The organism is Viridibacillus arenosi (genome assembly GCF_001955655.1).
Taxonomy (GTDB): Bacteria; Bacillota; Bacilli; order Bacillales_A; family Planococcaceae; genus Viridibacillus; species Viridibacillus arenosi.
In genome coordinates, this window is the sequence record NZ_MSPW01000004.1 from 231995 (window position 1) to 251591 (window position 19597).

General features: G+C 37.9%; 17 protein-coding genes. 11 read left to right on the forward strand and 6 right to left on the reverse strand.

Features of this window, described 5'->3' with window-relative positions; genetic code table 11:
* Positions 1 to 7: 7 nt before the first annotated feature.
* Positions 8 to 1207, reverse strand: a complete 1200-nt coding sequence (locus BK137_RS09920; protein WP_038180367.1) for an MFS transporter — start codon at positions 1205 to 1207, stop codon at positions 8 to 10.
* Positions 1208 to 1603: 396 nt separating this feature from the next.
* On the reverse strand, positions 1604 to 2392 hold the full coding sequence (locus tag BK137_RS09925; RefSeq protein ID WP_038180366.1) for a TIGR00266 family protein: 789 nt from the start codon (positions 2390 to 2392) through the stop codon (positions 1604 to 1606).
* A gap of 184 nt (positions 2393 to 2576) precedes the next feature.
* Between BK137_RS09925 and BK137_RS09930 the strand changes: the two genes are divergently transcribed.
* The 4 genes from BK137_RS09930 (at position 2577) to BK137_RS09945 (ending at position 8589) form a co-directional block, all read left to right on the forward strand.
* Complete coding sequence (locus tag BK137_RS09930) at positions 2577 to 4055, forward strand: aldehyde dehydrogenase family protein (protein WP_038180365.1); 1479 nt, start codon at positions 2577 to 2579, stop codon at positions 4053 to 4055.
* 23 nt (positions 4056 to 4078) lie between these two features.
* Positions 4079 to 5251, forward strand: coding sequence for a saccharopine dehydrogenase family protein (locus tag BK137_RS09935; RefSeq protein WP_038180358.1), 1173 nt, complete (start codon positions 4079 to 4081; stop codon positions 5249 to 5251).
* 419 nt (positions 5252 to 5670) lie between these two features.
* Positions 5671 to 7023 carry an aminotransferase family protein gene (locus BK137_RS09940; RefSeq protein ID WP_038180357.1) on the forward strand — a complete coding sequence of 451 codons (1353 nt, stop codon included), beginning with the start codon at positions 5671 to 5673 and terminating at the stop codon, positions 7021 to 7023.
* Between the two features lie 96 nt (positions 7024 to 7119).
* Positions 7120 to 8589, forward strand: a complete 1470-nt coding sequence (locus BK137_RS09945) for an APC family permease (RefSeq protein ID WP_038180354.1) — start codon at positions 7120 to 7122, stop codon at positions 8587 to 8589.
* Between the two features lie 165 nt (positions 8590 to 8754).
* On the opposite strand, the gene pcp is transcribed toward BK137_RS09945, so the two are convergent.
* Genes pcp through BK137_RS09960 form a run of 3 tightly spaced genes read right to left on the reverse strand, consistent with a single transcriptional unit; the run spans position 8755 to position 11086 of the window.
* Entirely contained in the window at positions 8755 to 9402 is a 648-nt protein-coding gene (gene pcp / locus BK137_RS09950; protein ID WP_038180352.1) for a pyroglutamyl-peptidase I, read from the reverse strand.
* A gap of 11 nt (positions 9403 to 9413) precedes the next feature.
* A complete protein-coding gene (locus BK137_RS09955) occupies positions 9414 to 10376 on the reverse strand; it encodes a DUF979 domain-containing protein (RefSeq protein WP_038180351.1) in 963 nt (320 codons plus the stop codon).
* A gap of 35 nt (positions 10377 to 10411) precedes the next feature.
* The gene (locus tag BK137_RS09960) at positions 10412 to 11086 is read right to left on the reverse strand and encodes a DUF969 domain-containing protein (protein WP_038180350.1); all 675 of its coding nucleotides are present in this window, start codon (positions 11084 to 11086) and stop codon (positions 10412 to 10414) included.
* Positions 11087 to 11574: 488 nt separating this feature from the next.
* Here BK137_RS09960 and BK137_RS09965 point away from each other — a divergent pair, with 488 nt between their 5' ends.
* The 5 genes from BK137_RS09965 to abc-f all read left to right on the forward strand — a co-directional run bounded on the left by BK137_RS09965 (position 11575) and on the right by abc-f (position 16698).
* Complete coding sequence (locus tag BK137_RS09965) at positions 11575 to 11889, forward strand: DUF3870 domain-containing protein (protein ID WP_038180349.1); 315 nt, start codon at positions 11575 to 11577, stop codon at positions 11887 to 11889.
* A gap of 269 nt (positions 11890 to 12158) precedes the next feature.
* Positions 12159 to 13328, forward strand: coding sequence for a CaiB/BaiF CoA transferase family protein (locus tag BK137_RS09970; protein WP_038180348.1), 1170 nt, complete (start codon positions 12159 to 12161; stop codon positions 13326 to 13328).
* A gap of 1 nt (position 13329) precedes the next feature.
* Positions 13330 to 14541, forward strand: coding sequence for an acyl-CoA dehydrogenase family protein (locus tag BK137_RS09975; protein ID WP_038180347.1), 1212 nt, complete (start codon positions 13330 to 13332; stop codon positions 14539 to 14541).
* Positions 14542 to 14578: 37 nt separating this feature from the next.
* On the forward strand, positions 14579 to 14710 hold the full coding sequence (locus BK137_RS22980; protein ID WP_412104675.1) for an RAxF-45 family protein: 132 nt from the start codon (positions 14579 to 14581) through the stop codon (positions 14708 to 14710).
* 122 nt (positions 14711 to 14832) lie between these two features.
* Positions 14833 to 16698: a ribosomal protection-like ABC-F family protein gene (abc-f, locus tag BK137_RS09980; protein ID WP_038180339.1), complete on the forward strand. Its 1866-nt coding sequence runs from the start codon at positions 14833 to 14835 to the stop codon at positions 16696 to 16698.
* A 67-nt stretch (positions 16699 to 16765) separates the two neighbouring features.
* Here abc-f and BK137_RS09985 read toward each other — a convergent pair whose 3' ends face one another.
* Positions 16766 to 18139 (reverse strand): polysaccharide deacetylase family protein, encoded by a 1374-nt coding sequence (locus tag BK137_RS09985; RefSeq protein ID WP_038180338.1) that lies wholly within the window; start codon positions 18137 to 18139, stop codon positions 16766 to 16768.
* Positions 18140 to 18379: 240 nt separating this feature from the next.
* Here BK137_RS09985 and BK137_RS09990 point away from each other — a divergent pair, with 240 nt between their 5' ends.
* Complete coding sequence (locus BK137_RS09990; RefSeq protein ID WP_038180892.1) at positions 18380 to 19120, forward strand: threonine/serine exporter family protein; 741 nt, start codon at positions 18380 to 18382, stop codon at positions 19118 to 19120.
* 10 nt (positions 19121 to 19130) lie between these two features.
* Complete coding sequence (locus BK137_RS09995) at positions 19131 to 19595, forward strand: threonine/serine exporter family protein (RefSeq protein WP_038180337.1); 465 nt, start codon at positions 19131 to 19133, stop codon at positions 19593 to 19595.
* Positions 19596 to 19597: the final 2 nt, after the last annotated feature.

Here is a 19597-nt window from a genome sequence, read left to right on the forward strand (position 1 = left end):
AAAACATCTAACTAAAATTGTTAATCTTTCTTTGCATCAGTACTAAGAAGAATAAAATCGGTAAAATAAATACCACAGTAGATGCGATACCACTAGCGATTGTTGTATAAAGTGCTAATAGTCCAATAATAGGTCCCCCAGCAATTTGTCCAATAGCATCAAGTTGTCCGAACATAGATAAAGCAGTTGCTCGACCCTTTGCTTCCAATCTTTCATTCGTCATTACACTCATTAACGGATAGTTAACATCACGTAGCGTACCTGCTATCCAGAAAGTTATAAGAGCCAGCAAAAAGTTTGAACTAAAGGCAAATGCAAGCATTGCAAAAATTAATAAACCATTGCTAATCAAAAGAATTACAGGGTAATTTTTATTAAAACGACGCTCTACAAATCTTAAAACAACAATGTTTAATAAAAATGCTACTGCATAGAAAGCACCAAACCAGTAGATAGATTCAGCCTCAGGTATATGGAAGTCTTCAATAAAATGAGCACCCCATAGTCGATCGAATCCTTCACTCGCCAATCCCAAAAGTATAGTTATAATCGCGATACTCACGAGCATTGTATTTCCTTTAATTTGACGCGCACCATGTCGAATTGTTGTTATTAGATGATGTATGGCGGAAATATCTTTTTTTCGTGAGATTTTGACGAACTTTGTCTCCGGCATTGTGAATAATGCACCAAAAGCTAGTAGTACTAATAAAATTCCAGCAATAATTATTGTTACTTGCACTGAAAATAAAGTAGCAATACAAACACTAAGCAAAATACCAAAAAATCGACCTAAAGATCTAAATTGAGCGCCCTTAAGAAATACTGAATCTAAATTTCTACCTTCTAATTCATCAGCAATCCAAGCCTCTTCAGCACCGCTAATAAATGTCCAGCCTAACCCCCACAAACCCGAAGCGATGGCAATTGACCAAAATGCTGGGAAAATTCCTTCAAGTAAGTGTGCTATGCCAATTATAAAAGTCCCGATGAATAGAGAACGTTTTCGTCCAAAATGATCGGCAACTAAACCAGTAGGCATTTCACAAAGAAATACAGCTACCTCCATAATCGTTCCAATAAGTACTAGCTGTAATGGATTTAATCCTGCATTTATAACGTAATAAATTGCGTTCAGTGTGAATACCATTTGTATAAGCAATGAGCGTGAACTAGTGATTGCATAATAAGTATTTTGTATTTTCATTTTTTTCCCTCCGCGTTAGTAAAATAACGGAGGCCAAACTCTCGTTATTAAGACAGCATGCCCTCCGAGTTGTCTTTGAAAGTCATTAAAGTGCTTTTCATATTCGTTCACTCCTTTTTTGAAATTATTGTAAGTTTATCATAAGGGAAAGAGGAAAAGAAGAATTTTTAAATAGAGTAATAGAAGTGAAGAGTGACTAATAGATTATTAGGTACAGTATTGATGGAGAGCTGTAATATGGTAAAAAACACTGCGTTAAAGAAAAAACCTACTCTTAGAAAGAGTAGGTTGAGTTATAAGAATTGGATACGAGTAATAAAGATGGACGAGCGCTTAAAGTAAAATGTCGACTCTAGCTTCTGTCCTGCAAAGTGTTTCGTAATTAGTTTGCCGTCCTTATTTGTTGAAAATATCAAATAGGCCGCCGATTCCGCCTTCGCCTACGGATTTGTTACCTGGTACTTGAGGCGCTGCTGCGAATACACGACTCGCTAAACGGCTGAATGGAAGTGATTGGATCCATACTGTTCCTGGTCCTCGTAGAGTAGCGAAGAATAGACCTTCGCCACCAAATAGGGCAGTTTTTACACCTTTGACCATTTCAATATTGTAATCAACGTCTGCTGTCATAGCTACAAGACAACCTGTATCTACACGTAATGTCTCACCGACTTGTAGATTCTTTTGAATAATTGTACCGCCTGCGTGAACGAACGCCATGCCATCACCTTCTAGTTTTTGCATGATGAAACCTTCACCACCGAAAAATCCCGTTCCTAATTTACGTTGGAATTCGATGCCGATCGAAACCCCCTTAGCAGCTGCTAAGAATGCGTCTTTTTGGCAAATGATTTTTCCGTTATATCTACTTAGATCCATAGGAATGATTTTCCCAGGGTAGGGAGAAGCAAAAGAAACATGTTTTTTTCCATAACCTTCATTTGTGAATGTTGTGATGAATAAACTTTCACCTGTTACAAGTCTTTTACCAGCGCCCATTAATTTACCCATGAAACCGCCACCGCCGCTTGAAGTATCACCAAAAACAGTTTCCATGCGAATGCCGTCTTCCATCATCATTAATGCACCAGCTTCTGCAATGACTGTTTCTTGTGGATCTAATTCTACCTCTACAAACTGCATGTCATCGCCGAATAATTTGTAATCAATTTCATGATTATTCATCTTTTTTCCTCCCAATTGTTATAGCCTAGTATTTAATATTAATACGATTTGAGATTTTAAAAGGTTTCGTCAATTTTCAGGAAAAAATAAATTGACTGCAATTTTAATAAAAATAAAGGATATTTAGGTATTTTGTAGAAAATATATACAGAGAAAGCGTTTTCATTTAAAAGGGGGAGTAGCAGTGAAGTTGCAAAATTTTATCGGAGGTCAATGGGGAACCTCTGAAGATTTGAAATTCGTACCCGTTATTAATCCTGCAAATGGTGAGGAATTAGCTCAAGTACCTATGTCTTCAACAGGAGCTGTGGAGCAAGCAGTAGCTGTTGCAAAAAAGGCACAAAAAAGTTGGGCACTAGTACCAGCACCAAAACGCGCAGATTATTTGTATGCAATTGGCTTAAGAATGAAAGAAAAGAAAGAACATTTAGCTCAGGTACTTACGAAAGAGATGGGAAAAGTTATTGAAGAAGGTCGAGGCGAGGTACAAGAGGGCATTGATATGGCATTTTATATGGCTGGAGAAGGGCGACGTTTGTTTGGGGAAACAACTCCGTCAGAGTTAGCCAATAAATTTGCTATGAGTGTCCGTGCTCCAATTGGTGTCGTCGGACTAATTACACCTTGGAATTTCCCTGTAGCAATCGCAACTTGGAAATCCTTCCCTGCAATTGTTGCTGGGAACACATTCATTTGGAAACCTGCTACAGAAACGCCGATGATGGCTTATGAAATGGCGAAAATTTTTGAAGAAGTAGGTTTACCAGAAGGCGTCGCTAATGTTGTCTTTGGTTCAGGTTCAGAAGTAGGAACAGCATTAATCGAGCATCCAGATGTCAAAGTCATTTCGTTCACAGGTTCAACTGCTACAGGTAGCAAGGTAGCAGAGTTGGGCGGCCGTCATTTAAAGAAAGTTTCTTTAGAAATGGGTGGCAAAAATGCAGTGATAGTAATGGATGATGCTGATTTAGAACTCGCTGTTGAAGGTATTTTGTGGAGTGCATTTGGTACAGCGGGTCAACGTTGTACGGCATGTAGTCGAGTAATTGTGCATAAAGATGTAAAAGCAGAGCTGGAAGAACGCCTCCTAACAGCTATGCAACTATTAACAATAGGTGATGGTTTAGATGAGTCGGTAAAAATTGGTCCTGTTATTAATAAAACTGCATTACACAAGATTAATAGCTATGTAGAAATAGGCCGTCAGGAAGGTGCGAAGTTACTTGCAGGAGGCAATATACTAACGGGATCTCCTTTCGATCAAGGTTTTTATTACGCACCAACATTATTTACCGATGTGAAATGGGATGCTCGTATTGCACAAGAAGAGATTTTCGGACCAGTTGTCTCATTGATAGAAGTAGAAAGTTTAGAAGAAGCTATTGAAGTTAATAACAGTGTGCAGTTTGGACTTTCAAGTTCTATCTTTACACAGGATATTAATCGAGCATTCCAAGCGCAGCGTGATTTAGATACGGGTATTGTATACGTCAATGCTGGTACAACTGGAGCAGAAATTCATCTACCGTTTGGTGGCACAAAAGGAACAGGAAATGGTCATCGTGATTCTGGTGTTGCAGCACTGGATGTCTATACGGAATGGAAGAGTATTTACATTGATTACAGTGGCAAGTTGCAACGGGCACAAATTGATACGGAATAATAACAAAGAAAGGGGACATTCAGATGAAAGTAGCAGTATTAGGTGCAGGTTTAATGGGGAAAGAGGTTGCGCGTGATTTAGTTAAAAGTGACAAAGTTGAAAAAGTGTACTTAGCAGACTTAGATGTCGGTCAAACAACATTATTCGCTGAGTTATTGAAGTCAGATAAATTAGAAGTGCTACATCTAGATGCCAACGATGATGCGGAGTTAAAATGGATTATGGCAAAAGCAGATGTTGTGATTAACGCTCTATTTTATACATTTAACGAAAAAGTTGCACGTATGGCAATTGAAGTGGGTGTGCATTCAGTCGATCTTGGTGGTCACATTGGCGGTGCAACAAATGCTGTTTTAGAGCTATCTGAGGATGCTAAGGAAAAAGGCGTTACATTAATTCCTGACCTAGGTGTTGCACCTGGAATGATCAATATTTTAACGGGCTATGGTGCATCAAAATTAAATAGCGTCAAATCGATTAAAATCTTTGTTGGAGGAATTCCGGTAGAAAAAGAACCACCGTTGGATTATAACATTGTGTTTTCTCTAGAAGGGGTATTCGATCACTATACTGATTCTTCTCATGTTATTCGTGGTGGGAAATTGCAGGAAATTGCTTCATTGTCAGAGATTGAAAAGGTTTATTTTGATGGCTTTACCGGGCTAGAGGCTTTCCATACTTCAGGTGGATTATCTACTTTAGCACAGACCTTCCCAAATGTGAACACGTTGGAATATAAAACAATTCGCTATCAAGGTCATGCAGAAAAATTCCAGTTACTTGTAGATCTAGGTTTAACAAATAAAGAGACAACGGTTAATCTAGATGGTCAAGTTATCAAAGCGCGTGATGTTTTACGTGAAGTGCTACAAACTAAAATGTCCCTTGGTAATAAATCAGATGCGGTATTATTACGGGTGATTGTTTCAGGCGAAAAAAGTGAGGAACTAGTTTCGTACGAATACGAATTGATTATTAAGAAAGACAAAGAAACCAATGAAACAGCAATGGCTCTAGCAACTGCAAATACAATTTCAGTAGTTGCTCAGTTAGTAGGCGATGGTACGATTTCAAAACGTGGAGTATATCCACCAGAGAAAGTAGTTCCAGGTGAAAAATACATGGAAGAAATGAAAAAACGTGGAGTATCCATTAAAGAAACTATGCATCGTTCAACTAATATTGTAAAAGGATAGAAGAGGACTATGGAGATGGTTTTTATAACATAAACAAAGTCTAACGAGTAATCTCGTAAAGTAATTTATAAAATCGATGATTAATAGTTTGAATATTTGTAATTCATAGACGATAATATGTATTAAGGGTAAGTGTTGAAGGTAGCCCTAAAATATAAATAGTAAAGTGCTTGAGTTTACAAATATGACTGCCTAATCTGTTAAAAGCCAAAACCAGGTTTTTCGTCGCAGATATAAGCCAGTTCAATTTGACTCACAGATATCTATCTGTAGTCTTTTTGAATTGGCTTTTTTTATGCAGTTAAGAAGGGAGGTTAACATTCCTTTAGCAAAAACAAGACATCATTCAGTACATCATGTGTAGTTTACGGTTATGCCATCACTTCAATAAAAGATATTTAAAAACAGGAGGAATACAGATGACAACTTTAAACGAATGGGACAAAAAGCATTTTATTCATCCAACCTCATCAATTCAAGAGCAACAAGCGAATGGACCAAAAGTGATTTTCGATAAGGGTGAAGGGATATATCTAACAAGTAAAGATGGTACGAGATATATAGATGCTATGTCGTCGCTTTGGAATGTTAACATTGGGCACGGTCGCAAAGAAATAGCAGAAGCGGCAAAAGACCAGATGGAACAATTAGCATACAGTTCATGTTTTTCGAATTTTAGTAATGAGCCAGCAATTCGTCTAGCAAAGAAAATTGCTGATTTAGCTCCACCTAGTTTAAATGCGGTGTTCTTTACATCAGGTGGTTCAGAGTCAAATGACTCAGCGATAAAAATTGTACGTCATTATTGGCGTATTCAAGGTCAACCCGAGCGAAATAAAATCGTTGCATTACGACGAGGATATCATGGCGTCTCAGCAGGCGCTACAAGTGCAACAGGTATACCTGAGTTTTGGGACATGGCAGGAAGTTTGATGCAAGGATTTATACATGCAAAATCTCCATATGAAATTGGTACTGAGTCATCGATTCAATCCATTCGCGAAGTAATTGAAGCTGAAGGACCAGAAAAGATTGCGGCATTCATGGCAGAACCTGTCCAAGGGGCAGGTGGAGTATTGATCCCACCGAAGGATTACTACAAGGAAGTACGTAAGATATGCAATGAATATGGCATTTTATATATAGCAGATGAGGTTATTACAGGATTTGGACGCACAGGGAAAATGTTCGGTGTTGAAAATTATGGAGTAGAGCCGGATGTATTATCATTTGCAAAAGGTGTAACAAGTGGCTATTTTCCGCTAGGTGGTGTCATTGTTTCCGACCACGTGCATAATGTGCTGAAGGAAAAATCAGAAGGAGTATTATTCCATGGTTTTACCTATAGTGGTCATCCAACAGGTGCGGCTGTAGCACTAAGAAACCTTGAAATTTTAGAACGTGAAAATCTAGTAGATAACTCCTCTAAAATGGGTGGAGAATTACAAAAAGGATTTAAATCCATTAAAGGGGAATCAACGATTGTAGGTGATATTCGTACGTTAGGTTTACTCGGAGCGATGGAATTTGTACAAGATCCATTAACGAATAAACGCTTCCCTGCCGAGTTGAAAGTGGCTCCAAGAATTATTGCGGCCTTACATGAACGTGGTGTTATATGTCGTGCAGTTACTTATGACAATACAGATATCGTATGTTTCTCACCACCATTGATTATTACAAAAACACAGATAGATGACCTAATTGCTATACTACGTGAAGCTGTACTAAGTGTTCAACAAGAGGTTGAAGAGCAGCTAGCAGCACTTTAAAAACTAATGAAAAATTATTCAAGGCTAGATAGATCGAGAGTAATTCCATTAATAGAGTCTATTGTATTTCAATAGACTCTTATCCGGGGGTGTAAGATGGAAGATCAAAAGCTATTGAAAATTTTAGGGAATAGAGACGTTATGGCACTTGCTTTTGGAGCAATGATTGGTTGGGGTTGGGTGGTAACAGCTGGTTTATGGATTACAGAAGCAGGTTCACTAGGTGCAATCATAGCATTTTTAATAGGCGGTTTACTTGTTATTTTTATAGGTTTAACATACGCAGAGTTGTCCTCGGCTATGCCGTTATCTGGTGGAGAACTATTCTTCACATATAGGGCGACTGGACGGCTCACCTCGTTTATAGCAACATGGGCAATGATTCTTGGATATGTTTCAGTTGTAGCTTTTGAAGCTGTAGCTTTACCGACTGTTTTTGAATATGTCGTTCCTGGCTATAGCGTCGGTTACATGTATACAATTGCAGGTTGGGATGTAAATTTCACATGGGTAGCCGTAGGAATTCTTGGGTCGATTATTATTGCATGGATTAACTATAGGGGAATGAAGATTACAAGTGTTGTGATGTCAATTTTGACATTACTCATATTAATCTCAGGTGTATTGCTTGTTACGGGAAGTTCTATTGCAGGAAGCCCAGAGCATATGCAACCTTTATTTGAAAAAGGATGGGGTGGCATCATGGCTGTATTGATTATGACGCCATTCATGTTTGTTGGATTCGATGTGATACCTCAAGCAGCAGAAGAAATTAATCTGCCACGTAAGCGAATTGGACAACTGCTAATCATTTCGGTGTTTTTAGCTATTACTTGGTATGTAGCAATTATCTTCGGCGTTTCATACGTGTTGACACCATCAGAAATTGCTAGTTCATCACTTGTCACAGCAGATGCGATGGCAAAAGCATTTGGTGGTAGTAAGATGATGGGGAATGTTTTAGTACTAGGTGGAATCGGTGGGATATTAACGAGCTGGATTGGCTTCTATGTTGGCGGTAGTCGGGCCATTTTTGCATTGGCGAGAGCGGGAATGCTACCTAAGGCATTAGGCGAGCTACATCCTAAATATAGAACGCCACATAAAGCAATTTTACTCATTGCAGTTTTGACTACTTTAGCACCATTATTCGGTCGCCCAGCACTTGTCTGGTTAGTAGATGCAGGAGGGTTTGCTCTTGTTATTGCATGGGTTTTAGTAGCAATTGCCTTTATTATTTTGCGCAAAAGAGAGCCTGATTTAAAAAGACCGTTTATATTGCCAGGGGGTACATTAATTGGTTGGTTAGCTGTTCTAATGTCAATTGGCGTATGTATTTTATATCTACCAGGTATGCCTTCCGCGTTAGTTTGGCCGTATGAGTGGGTAATCATATTAGCTTGGGCTCTGTTTGGGACAGTGTTATACAAAATCTCTATGGCCAAATATGGCGCTAAAAATGCCAACAAACTAATGGACCAGGAAATAGAACGTGTGTTATCCGAAGAAGATATTGAAGAAACTTCATCACGAAAAGATGTGAATGGAGTTTTGGAGAGAGTTTAATATTCATATGAATAAAAATGAGACTTGAGCATAAAAAAGACCTCTTGTTATGAAGTATCCCAAGCACGCCAGTGAAAAGGATAGCTATATCATGAACAGGAGGCCTATCATAAATTATAAGAAAAACAAGGGAATCGCTCAATATTTTAAAATCAAACGGTACAATTAATGGGTCGTCCCACCTACTATATGAATATCCGAATCGTATTTAGCAGCTGTGACAGCTGCTATTTTTACGCCATTAACAATTGTCTCAAGACTTAAGCTAGGTGCTTCTTTATTAATGGTTTGCTCCGGAATGAAAGGAATATGGATAAATCCACCCCGAATGCTTGATGAGGTTCGGGCGATATAGTCCATTAATCCATAAAAGATATGGTTGCATACAAATGTTCCAGCGGTATGGGATACCGATGCAGGAATATTGCTCTCCTTCATGTTTTCGACGATTCTCTTGATGGGGATTGTAGACCAATAGGCTACCGGACCTTTGTCTACAATCGGCTCATCAATGGGCTGGTTTCCCTGATTGTCTGGGATTCTAGCATCATCCAAATTGATTGCCACTCGTTCAGGTGTGATGTGAAGCCGACCCCCGGCTTGTCCTATACAGATAACGATGTCAGGATTATGCTGTTGAACAAGAGTCTCCAAAACTGCAACTGATTTCCCGAACACAGTTGGAATTTGTTCAGCAACTAGAGTCACATCATCAATAACTTCTCCATGTAACTGTTTTACTGCTTCCCAGGAAGGGTTTATTCTTTCTCCCCCAAAAGGCTCAAAGCCGGTTAACAACACTTTTTTCTTCATGCCGATCCCTCCTATATTCCTAATGAGACAAGAAAATACATAAGTACGATATTGAAAACTAATACTGCTAAAGCTGTTGGGACTTGAACTTTTATGACATGGTTTTTATCTTTCAAGTCCAACAAGGCTGCCGGTACAATATTAAAGTTAGCGGCCATTGGTGTCATTAATGTTCCACAATAACCAGCAAACATAGATATGGCAGCTATATGATTTGGATTAGCGTCAAATTGTTTAATCAGAAAAGGAATGGCAATACCTGCAGCCATAATCGGGAAAGCAGCAAAGGCATTCCCCATGATCATAGTGAATAGAGCCATGCCAAGACAGAAAATGACCACAATCCAAAATAGCGAACCTTCTGGGATGATCGCTGTTACAGCGTCGGAAACGACTGTACCAACCCCTGCATTTGTGTAAATAGTTCCTAATGTTGCAAGTAACTGTGGCAGCAATACAGCCCAACCAATAGATTCTAGCAGACGACGTGATTCTTTCACAGCTCCTGTAGGTGTTCCGCGTGTCATCCACATTGCAACGATAATGGCAGTCAAACACGCCAGACCTAAAGCAACCATCGTTACATTAGATGGATCAAGCAATGCCTTTCCTCCAATTTTAACACCATCTAGCAGCTTAGAACCAGCCAAGGTTAAAATAGGAATCAAGATAGCGGGTAGGAAAAGGCGACCGCCAAGGCGTTTTCTTCGCTCTTCCTTAATAGTAATGCTTTCTTCAACATGTTCACCTTTCTTTAACCCACCACTTGCAATGATTAAAACCATAAGAATAACCATAAGCCCAATGTAAAAAGGAGGAATAATTTGGCCGAACATTAATGTAACTGAATAAATCAAGTAAAAGCATCCCGAAGATAACCGCCGGCTGTTTGTCCGATCAGTGAAAATATATAGGGAGCAGCCTAGAACAATGATGCCCATTAATACGTAAATCATTTCAACTGAGAATATCATAATAGACTCTCACTTTCTCTTTAGATTGTTTTGCGTTATTTACCATTATTACCCAAACGTTTATCCAGCCTTTTATCAAACATACGAAGACGAATGGCGTGTACGATAAAAGCAAAGATGGCAGTAGGAATTCCCCATAACGCCATTGATATTGGATCGGCAGGTATATTATTCTGTTCAAAAAATCCGTTCATCAAAAGAATTGCACCAACCGCCACGAAAATATCTTCACCGAAAAACAAACCGATATTATCGGTTGCAGCTGCGTGTGCACGGATTTCCTGTTGCTCTTTCTCAGGTAGTTTTCCATATTTCGATAGAGCAGCGCCTTCTGCCATTGGAGCAATCAGCGGACGTACAGTCTGCGGATGTCCCCCAAGACTGTTTAAACCAAGAGCAGCTCCGGCTTCCCTAATCAATAAATACATAGTCAATACCCGACCAACAGTGATGGCTTTAATTTTTGATACAATCTTTGCAGCTTGTTGCTGTAGACCATTTTTTTCAAGCAGCCCAATAACAGGAAGCGTGACTATGAGAATAGACATGTACCTGTTAGTTGTAAATGCTTCTCCAAATTGCGTAATAATACTGGTAATGGGAATACCGGCAATCATCCCCGTAACGAGTGCTGAAATAGTTACTACAACTGCTGAATTGATTCTAAGTACAAATCCAATCATGATTAAAAGAACACCAATTAGAACCATACATATCCCCTTTCTTCTTATTAAATTATTCTTCAATAATATAAACTAAATGTTATTGTATATCAAAGTAAGAATTTTTTAAATATTTTTTTCGATCCAAGTGCCTAATTATGTAATATCCAAAGTCTTTTATAAGGCGCGGGTATGAAATAAAATCACGATTTTTGGCATTTTTATAATGAAGGAAACTTATCGAAGAATAAGATTACGGAATTGTAGGTTGGAATGATGACGTAGGAGGTGAAGGAAATGAATGGATTATTAGAATCCTAATATTAATCAATTGGCATTGATTAATCTATTAATAGAATTGGCACTGTTCTAAATTGGATAGTGCTTCTTTTTTTACTCTGGAAAATTGCCATTTTTGTTGGTAATAGGGCATTTGCGTTTATTGAAAAGACTTTCAAATTAACAATAAGTATTGTATGATTTTTATATAAATTGGAAATTTTTATAAATAAATGTGCTGAAGGAGTTGAACCATTATGAACACAATTTTTATAGCAGGACATGCGAGGCTGCCATCTGGTATGGCCGCACAAAACATTTATGAGACTCTAACAATCACTGCGGAAATTGATAAGAAATATGGGGTAATCGTTGCAGCAAGTTGTACGTTAGCAACGCAGCATGGGAAATCATTTGTTGAGCAATTGCTAAGAGGGCATAGTTTGCAAGATGGTATTACACAACCGGTCGAAGCCGTGAAAGTCCATTACTTAGGTAAAGCAGGAAACGCATTAATGTCGGCATTGAAAGATTTATATAAACAATATGAATCTTACAAATCGTCAAAATAATTCAGAATTTTCAGGTAGTTATAAATTTACAAAAAAAGAATAGTATAGTAAAGTAAAGTTAAAGATAATAAATCATGCAAAAACGTTCAAATCGTTCATTACGCGTGATGAGGTAACAAGGGTAATAGTAAGCCAATACTGTCTAATCTGTTTGAAGCCTAGCCGGGTTTTATGACACAGATAAGAGCCAGTTCAATTTGACACTCAGTATATTCACTGGAGTCTTTTTGAATTGGCTTTTTTATTGACCTATGAAAAGAGGTGACAGGATGTCTGGTGCTTTAGAAAATATTCGTATAATCGATTTATCTCGAGTACTTGCAGGACCATACTGCACAATGATTTTAGGTGATTTAGGAGCTGAGGTCATTAAAGTAGAGGCCCTTGATAGTGGTGATGAGACGCGAAAATGGGGTCCTCCATTCCAAGATGATGTAAGTGCTTATTATTTAACAGCAAATCGTAATAAAAAAGCTATCACTCTCAATTTGAAGGAAGATGAGGGACGCGAAGTTATTAAAAGGTTAGTACAAGATAGCGATGTCATCATTAATAACTTTAAAACCGGTACTATGGAGCGCTTTGGTTTAGGGTACGAAACATTAGTTGAGATCAACCCGGGTATTGTCTATTGCTCTATTACTGGCTTTGGTGAGACAGGACCAGATCGCTATTTACCGGGATATGATTTTATTATTCAAGGTATGAGTGGCCTTATGAGCATTACAGGGACAGCAGAATCTGGCCCACAAAAAACGGGCGTAGCAATCACTGATGTACTTACGGGAATGTACGCATGTATTGGTATTCAATCTGCATTACTAGAACGTAGTCGCTCAGGAATCGGTCAAAAAGTTGATATCGCATTATATGATGCGGCTGTGAGCGCATTAGTCAATGTGGGAAGCAGTTATTTAATGTCAGGCAATATTCCAACTGGACTTGGAAATGCGCATGCCAATATCGTACCATACCAGACATTTAAAACGGCCGATAGTGAAATGGTCATAGCAGTTGGAAATGATCATCAGTTTGCAACGCTTTGTGAAGTGTTGAAGGTACCTCAATATGCACAGGATTCACGTTTTCTTACTAATCCAGATCGCGTAAAGAAACGTGATGTGCTGATACCTTTATTGCAAACAGCTTTTTTACAAGAGTCTACAGCACATTGGTATGAAGCATGCAGAAAAAAGAACATACCAGCTGGTCCGATTCAAAATATACAAGAGGTTGAACAAGATAAGCAGTTACAGGCACGTAATATGTTCATCACTTATGATCACCCTACAATAGGTCCAATCAAAATGATCGGGAGCCCGTTGAAATTATCAAGAACACCTGTGACAGTCAGACATCATCCACCAAATATAGGAGAGCACAACGATGAAATTTTACAGCCTTTGTATGAAAAAATGACACATAAGGGAGAGAATTAATATGAATTTTGAATTTACCGAAGAGCAAAAAATGTTGAGAAATACAGTACGTGCTTTTGTTGATAAAGAAATCATGCCTCATATTACTGAATGGGATAGTCAAGGTAAGTTCGATCCAGAAATTTTTTCTAAGTTATCAGATGTAGGTTTAATGGGTGTGTGTATTCCAGAAGCTTATGGTGGTAGTGGAATGGACTATAATTCATTAGCCATTGTTTGCGAGGAATTAGAGCGCGGTGATACAGCGTTCCGTACAGCTGTGTCTGTCCATACGGGACTAAATAGTATGACTCTATTGCAATGGGGCAATGAAGAACAAAAGAAAAAGTACCTCATCCCTCAAGCTAAGGGGGCAAAGTTAGGCGCTTTCGGCTTAACTGAACCTGGAGCAGGATCTGATGTGGCCGCTATGTCTACACATGCAGTACTTGATGGTGATCACTATATTTTAAATGGTCAAAAAACGTGGATTTCTTTATGTGATGTTGCCGATTATTTCATCGTATTTGCATACACAGGAGATCGTTCATTAAAACATAAAGGAATTTCCGCCTTTATAGTAGATCGTACGTGGGAAGGCTTTTCTTCGAAAGCAATAAAAGGGAAGTATGGCATACGTGCTGGTAATACGGGTGAACTTTTCTTCGAAGATGTCAAAGTCCCAAAAGAAAATTTATTAGGTGAAGAAGGCGAAGGATTTAAAATTGCGATGGCAGCTTTAGATAATGGTCGTTTTACTGTAGCAGCAGGAGCAGTTGGTTTATCAATGGCATGTATTGAAGAAAGCGTAAAATACTGCCATCAACGTTACACATTCGGCAAACCAATAGGACAGCACCAGCTTGTAAAACAAATGATTGCGAAAATGGAAGCAGGCTATCAGATGAGTCGTTTGTTAGTCTATCGTGTAGGAGAATTAAAAAATCAAGGCGTACGTAATACACGCGAAACGTCATTAGCAAAGTGGCAGGCATGTGATTTCGCCAACAAAGCAGCAGATGATGCAGTGCAAATACATGGTGCTTACGGATATTCAGATGAATACCCAGTAGCTCGTTTCCTTCGCAACTCAAAAGCACCTGTAATTTATGAAGGAACACGTGAAATCCATACGTTAATGCAAGCAGATTATGTATTGGGGGAACGTGAAGATAAACCATTGAATCATATGTTACCTAAATGGCCATTTGAAATTGACCATCAATTATGTTAGACTATTCATAATTATTTGAAACGGAGGTGAGGAAAGAATGAGAAATGCTGTGGATGCATATGTTTATACTTTGGAATTTTTGCCAATTACATGTGCGATTTCTTTCGATTTTGCGGTCAACGGGATAAGTGCGCCCTTTTTTCAACAAAATCAAATGATCCACAGCTGATTAGCCATTCTTTCCAAGCCGAATTTTAAGGCGTAAAAGACTGTCTGTTAATCAGGCAGTCTTTTTGTTTTGGCAAAAATCGGGTGCTTTCAGCTGTGTCAAACGGAAGGAAGTAATCAATCATGATTTGTACAGTTCAACATATAAGCAAAATGCTCGGTGGGAATAGTATTTTTGAAGACTTAGTATTAGATATTAAAACAGGAGACCGTTTAGGAATCGTTGGACGTAATGGTTCTGGAAAGACAACTTTATTTAAACTGATTGCAGGAGTAGAATCGCCAGACCAAGGGAAAATTCATTTTAAGAAAGGGACTAAAATTGGGTATTTAGCTCAAATTCCATTATTTTCAGAAGAAATTACAGGTCAGGACATATTAGCCCAAGCATTTAATCATTTACTTGTTTTACAGAGTCAAATGCAAGAGCTTGAAAATAGTATGGCCAATGCAACATCGGAGCAATTAGAAAGATGCTTAGTTCAATATGGAGATGTGCAAGAACGCTTCACACTAGCAGATGGTTATAGTATGCAAGCACAAATTGAGATGGTCATTAATGGACTTCAATTAAATGATTTTGTAGAACAGCCCTTTAACAGTCTTAGTGGTGGGGAAAAGACGAAAATTATGCTTGGTCAATTGCTTTTGACGAAGCCAGATTTACTACTATTAGATGAACCGACGAATCATTTGGATTTGTTTGCTGTAGAATGGTTAGAGCAATATTTAGTCGACTACACAGGGACAGTTGTGATAATATCGCATGATCGCTATTTTTTAGATAAAGTTGTGACGAAAATTGTAGATTTAGAGCAAGGTGAGCTGCAAGTTTATCATTGTAGTTATTCAGACTTTTGTGTTGAAAAGGAAGCGCGTCTTATGCGGGAGTTTCAACAATACGAAGAACAACAAAAGAAGATGAAGAAGATGCGTGAAGCAATCAAACGTATGAGACAATGGGCGAATGAAGCCACTCCACCGAATGAGGCAATGCATCGACGTGCGCGTAATATGGAGCGAGCTCTAGAACGTATTGAAAAACTTCGCAAGCCAATTATTGATCCTAAAAAAATGAATCTATCGTTTGAAGCGGCGCCTCGCAGTGGGAAGGAAGTTGCCATACTAGAAAATGTCACAAAAGCTTTTGGAGATAAAGTATTACTCAGAAATGTAAATTTACAACTTCTATGGCAAGAACATATGGCAATCGTAGGGCGCAATGGTACAGGAAAATCTACTATCTTGAATATGTTACTGAATAAGACAACGATAGACACGGGAACATGTAAGTTAGGTAGCCAAGTGAAAATTGGCTATCTATCACAGCATTTTCAAATTGATAAGCCTAAAGCGCGTCTCATTGATGTTTTCCGTGATGAAGTTTCTGTCACTGAAGTTGATGCTCGTCATATTTTAGCTAAATTTATGTTTTACGGAGCAGATGTTTTTAAGAGAATTGCAGATTTAAGTGGTGGTGAACGTATGCGACTTAGATTGGCACAGCTCATGCATCAAGACGTCAATTTACTGATCTTAGATGAACCGACAAATCATTTAGATATAGAATCAAGGGAAGTACTAGAAGACGCGTTAGAAGACTTTAAAGGTACTATTTTAGCTATTTCTCATGATCGCTTCTTTTTAAATAAATTGTTTACAAGAACAGTGTGGCTTGAGAATCGGAAGTTAATAACATATGAGGGTCCGTACGACTGGGCACGACAAAAGTTTAATGAGAAACAAGCTCTTAACTCACCACAGTCTATAAAACAAGAGAAAAAAACATCTCCAAAAGTAAAAGTAATAAAAAATGATACAAATAAAGAACAAGAAATTGCAAAGATTGAAGCTACTATAAAACAACTGAATCAGAAAATTCATCAAGAGCAGGATTGGAGTTTATATGAACAACTAATAGCTGAGAAAGAAAGAGCAGAGCAGCAACTAGAAGTTTTATTGGAGCAATGGATGGAAGAATTAGAATGAGCATAAAAATAGCCCTTGATTACATAATGTAATCGAGGGCTAAAATCATTAGTCTTGGGCTATACAATTATCTTCTTAACTCAGATATGGTTACAAATTCATAACCTTGTTTTTGTAAGTAAGCTAAAACAGAGTCTAAACCTTGAGCTGTTGTAGGTTGAATATCATGCATTAAAATAATAGCGCCATCATGACTATACTGTTTGACCATAGTCAATAGTGTTTTAGGATTACGATGTTTCCAATCAAGTGTATCAACATCCCATAAGATAACTGGTAGTTTATTTTGTGAACGCACTCTCTCGTTGATTGAACCATAAGGTGGACGGAATAACGTTGGTTTTTCTCCCGTAGCTCTTTTAATTTCCTCATTGGTGCGGTTGATTTCAGCTTTAATCTTCTTATTTGAAAGAGTGACTAAATTTGTATGTGAAAATGAGTGATTGCCAATTTCATGTCCAGCACTCGCAACTTTTTTAGCAAGCTTTTGATTGTACATTGCTTGGCTTCCAAGCATGAAGAACGTTGCCTTTGCATTGTATTTCTTAAGCGTTTTTAAGATTTTCGGTGTTACTTTTGCGTTAGGCCCATCATCAAATGTTAATGCAATTTGTTTCTTTCTTGTACCATCTGGATTTATTCCTGCCATTTTGAACGGTTTAGCCAGTATACTATTTACAGAAGAAAGTGGTATCTTAATCTTAGAGATAGCATTACTATTATCGGACAGTTTCGCTCCGTCAAAATAAATGTATAAAGAGCTATCAGTTAAAGAAAAATGCTTATAATTTGAATACGTAGGTGCTATAGCATTTTTTAACTTTGTTGTATTGATATATGTTTTAAACTGGTCATCACTTTTTATCTGTTTTTCAACAAAAGGTATAAGTTTTGACAGATTATTTTCGTTTTTAATAACGTTGTTTAAAAACAACTGTTTCTTATTTTTTTTATCATACATAAAGGTTTGGATTGTTTTTTCTTTACTTCCTGTGCCTTTATATGTATTTTGAGTTAAAACAAACGAGTAGTAATTCTTTTTATGATACAAAGTTTTAAATGTTATTGTTAACTTACCAACTTTATTTGCATCATTTTGGAGTACTTCCTCCATGCTAGCTAAGTAGGTATCGCGCGTCTTATAAACGGCATCTTTCATAACTTTGTTGAATTCTTTATCTTCAGTTTGAGGATATTCAATTGAATAGGGCATACGATGGTCTTCTGAAATAATAGAGGCAATTTTTATACCGGTATATTTCGAATCCTTTGTTTGATGCTCAGGTGGTGCTGCTAAAGCGACCCCATTTGTTACTGAAGATTCTTTGTCGTTTTTTGGTACTAAAAAAAAGAAAAGCAAAACAGCAGATAGTGCTAAAACACTACAAATTAATATTGTGTCAATCCAAAGCCCTCTTTTTTTAGGGCGTGATGTGGTCATTTCCCCAAGACCTCCTTTAAAACTATTATGTGTTCTATTCTATACGATTAGACGGCGAAGTGGCGCGAAAAGTTTTGAATTTATGTTAAAAAATCATCTTTTGTTGAAAAATAAGTAAAAATGACGCAAAAGAGGCATTTTGCCATGCAAGATATTACATTTTTTTACTAATAATTGGTCTTACATAACGTATTTTTGGTGAATTTTGTTTATGAAGGGCAGGAGAAAGCCGTGATTGAAATGGAAGAAGAGGAACTTGCGATAGATTGTTTTCTTCTAGCTGGAAGATTACTTATGCAAAGTGGAGCAGAAACGTATCGTGCTGAAGATACGATGTTACGTATGGCGAATTCCCAAGGATTAACATCCGCGCAGAGTTTTGTGACACCTACAGGAATAATATTTTCAGCTGGTCATAAAAGGCCAACAAGAATTGTTCAAATACCAAGACGCTCGACAGATTTAGAGAAAATTGCGCTTGTAAATGGTGTATCACGTCGATTAACTGCAGAGCAAATTACTTTGTCAGAGGCGTTTGAGGAATTACAACGAATAGATCGTTCAAATTTATATTTCCCGACATGGCTTCAAATAGTCGCTTCGGCTATTGCAAGTGGATGTTTTTTGATATTATTTGAAGGTGTTTGGAAGGATGTTCCTGCAGCGATTTTAGCTGGCGGAATTGGTTTTTTGCTTTTTGTTTTAATGCATGAGTTAACAAAGGTAAAGTTTTTTGCAGAATTCACAGCTGCATTGTTTGTAGGTATTACAGCGTTTATAACAGTAAAATTGGGAATAGGTATCCAAATAGATAAAATTATTATTGCTTCTGTGATGCCGTTAGTACCAGGCTTACTTATTGCAAATGCAGTGCGGGACTTGATGGCAGGACATTTTGTATCCGGAGTAGCTAAAGGAACGGAAGCTTTTTTAACGGCATTTGCGATCGGTGCGGGTGTTGCACTAGTATTGTCATTTTAGGAGGAATACTATGTTTTGGGTCACCCAAGGAGTTCTTAGTTTTTTAGCAACAGCTGGTTTTGGAATTATTTTTAATGCACCTAAAAAAACTCTATTCCATTGTGGGTTAGTGGGAGCCATCGGATGGCTAATATACTATTCTCTATTGAAGCATGGTATGGATGCTGTATTAGCTTCATTTGCGGGTTCGTTTGTTATTTCGATTGTGGCACATATGTTGGCAAGACGTTTTAAAATGCCGATGATTATCTTTAGCGTTGCTGGTATTATTCCTCTCGTACCTGGGGGAATGGCTTACAATGCAATGAGACATGTCGTTGAAAATGAATATCTTGAAAGCATTCAATATGCAGCAAGGGCATTCATTATTACAGGTGCCATTGTTATGGGGCTTGTCTTCGCAGAGGTGTTTATGCAACTCATTTTCAATGTAATACGCAAACGTAAGGCAAAAGCGTTACAAAATGAAATTTAAAG

Coding starts and splice junctions, on each gene's coding strand:
- BK137_RS09920 (WP_038180367.1), bottom strand. CDS start 1,207: ATGAAAATACAAAATACTTATTATGCAATCACTAGTTCACGCTCATTG.
- BK137_RS09925 (WP_038180366.1), bottom strand. CDS start 2,392: ATGAATAATCATGAAATTGATTACAAATTATTCGGCGATGACATGCAG.
- BK137_RS09935 (WP_038180358.1), top strand. CDS start 4,079: ATGAAAGTAGCAGTATTAGGTGCAGGTTTAATGGGGAAAGAGGTTGCG.
- BK137_RS09940 (WP_038180357.1), top strand. CDS start 5,671: ATGACAACTTTAAACGAATGGGACAAAAAGCATTTTATTCATCCAACC.
- BK137_RS09945 (WP_038180354.1), top strand. CDS start 7,120: ATGGAAGATCAAAAGCTATTGAAAATTTTAGGGAATAGAGACGTTATG.
- pcp (WP_038180352.1), bottom strand. CDS start 9,402: ATGAAGAAAAAAGTGTTGTTAACCGGCTTTGAGCCTTTTGGGGGAGAA.
- BK137_RS09955 (WP_038180351.1), bottom strand. CDS start 10,376: ATGATATTCTCAGTTGAAATGATTTACGTATTAATGGGCATCATTGTT.
- BK137_RS09960 (WP_038180350.1), bottom strand. CDS start 11,086: ATGGTTCTAATTGGTGTTCTTTTAATCATGATTGGATTTGTACTTAGA.
- BK137_RS09965 (WP_038180349.1), top strand. CDS start 11,575: ATGAACACAATTTTTATAGCAGGACATGCGAGGCTGCCATCTGGTATG.
- BK137_RS09970 (WP_038180348.1), top strand. CDS start 12,159: ATGTCTGGTGCTTTAGAAAATATTCGTATAATCGATTTATCTCGAGTA.
- BK137_RS09975 (WP_038180347.1), top strand. CDS start 13,330: ATGAATTTTGAATTTACCGAAGAGCAAAAAATGTTGAGAAATACAGTA.
- BK137_RS22980 (WP_412104675.1), top strand. CDS start 14,579: ATGAGAAATGCTGTGGATGCATATGTTTATACTTTGGAATTTTTGCCA.
- abc-f (WP_038180339.1), top strand. CDS start 14,833: ATGATTTGTACAGTTCAACATATAAGCAAAATGCTCGGTGGGAATAGT.
- BK137_RS09985 (WP_038180338.1), bottom strand. CDS start 18,139: ATGACCACATCACGCCCTAAAAAAAGAGGGCTTTGGATTGACACAATA.
- BK137_RS09990 (WP_038180892.1), top strand. CDS start 18,380: ATGGAAGAAGAGGAACTTGCGATAGATTGTTTTCTTCTAGCTGGAAGA.
- BK137_RS09995 (WP_038180337.1), top strand. CDS start 19,131: ATGTTTTGGGTCACCCAAGGAGTTCTTAGTTTTTTAGCAACAGCTGGT.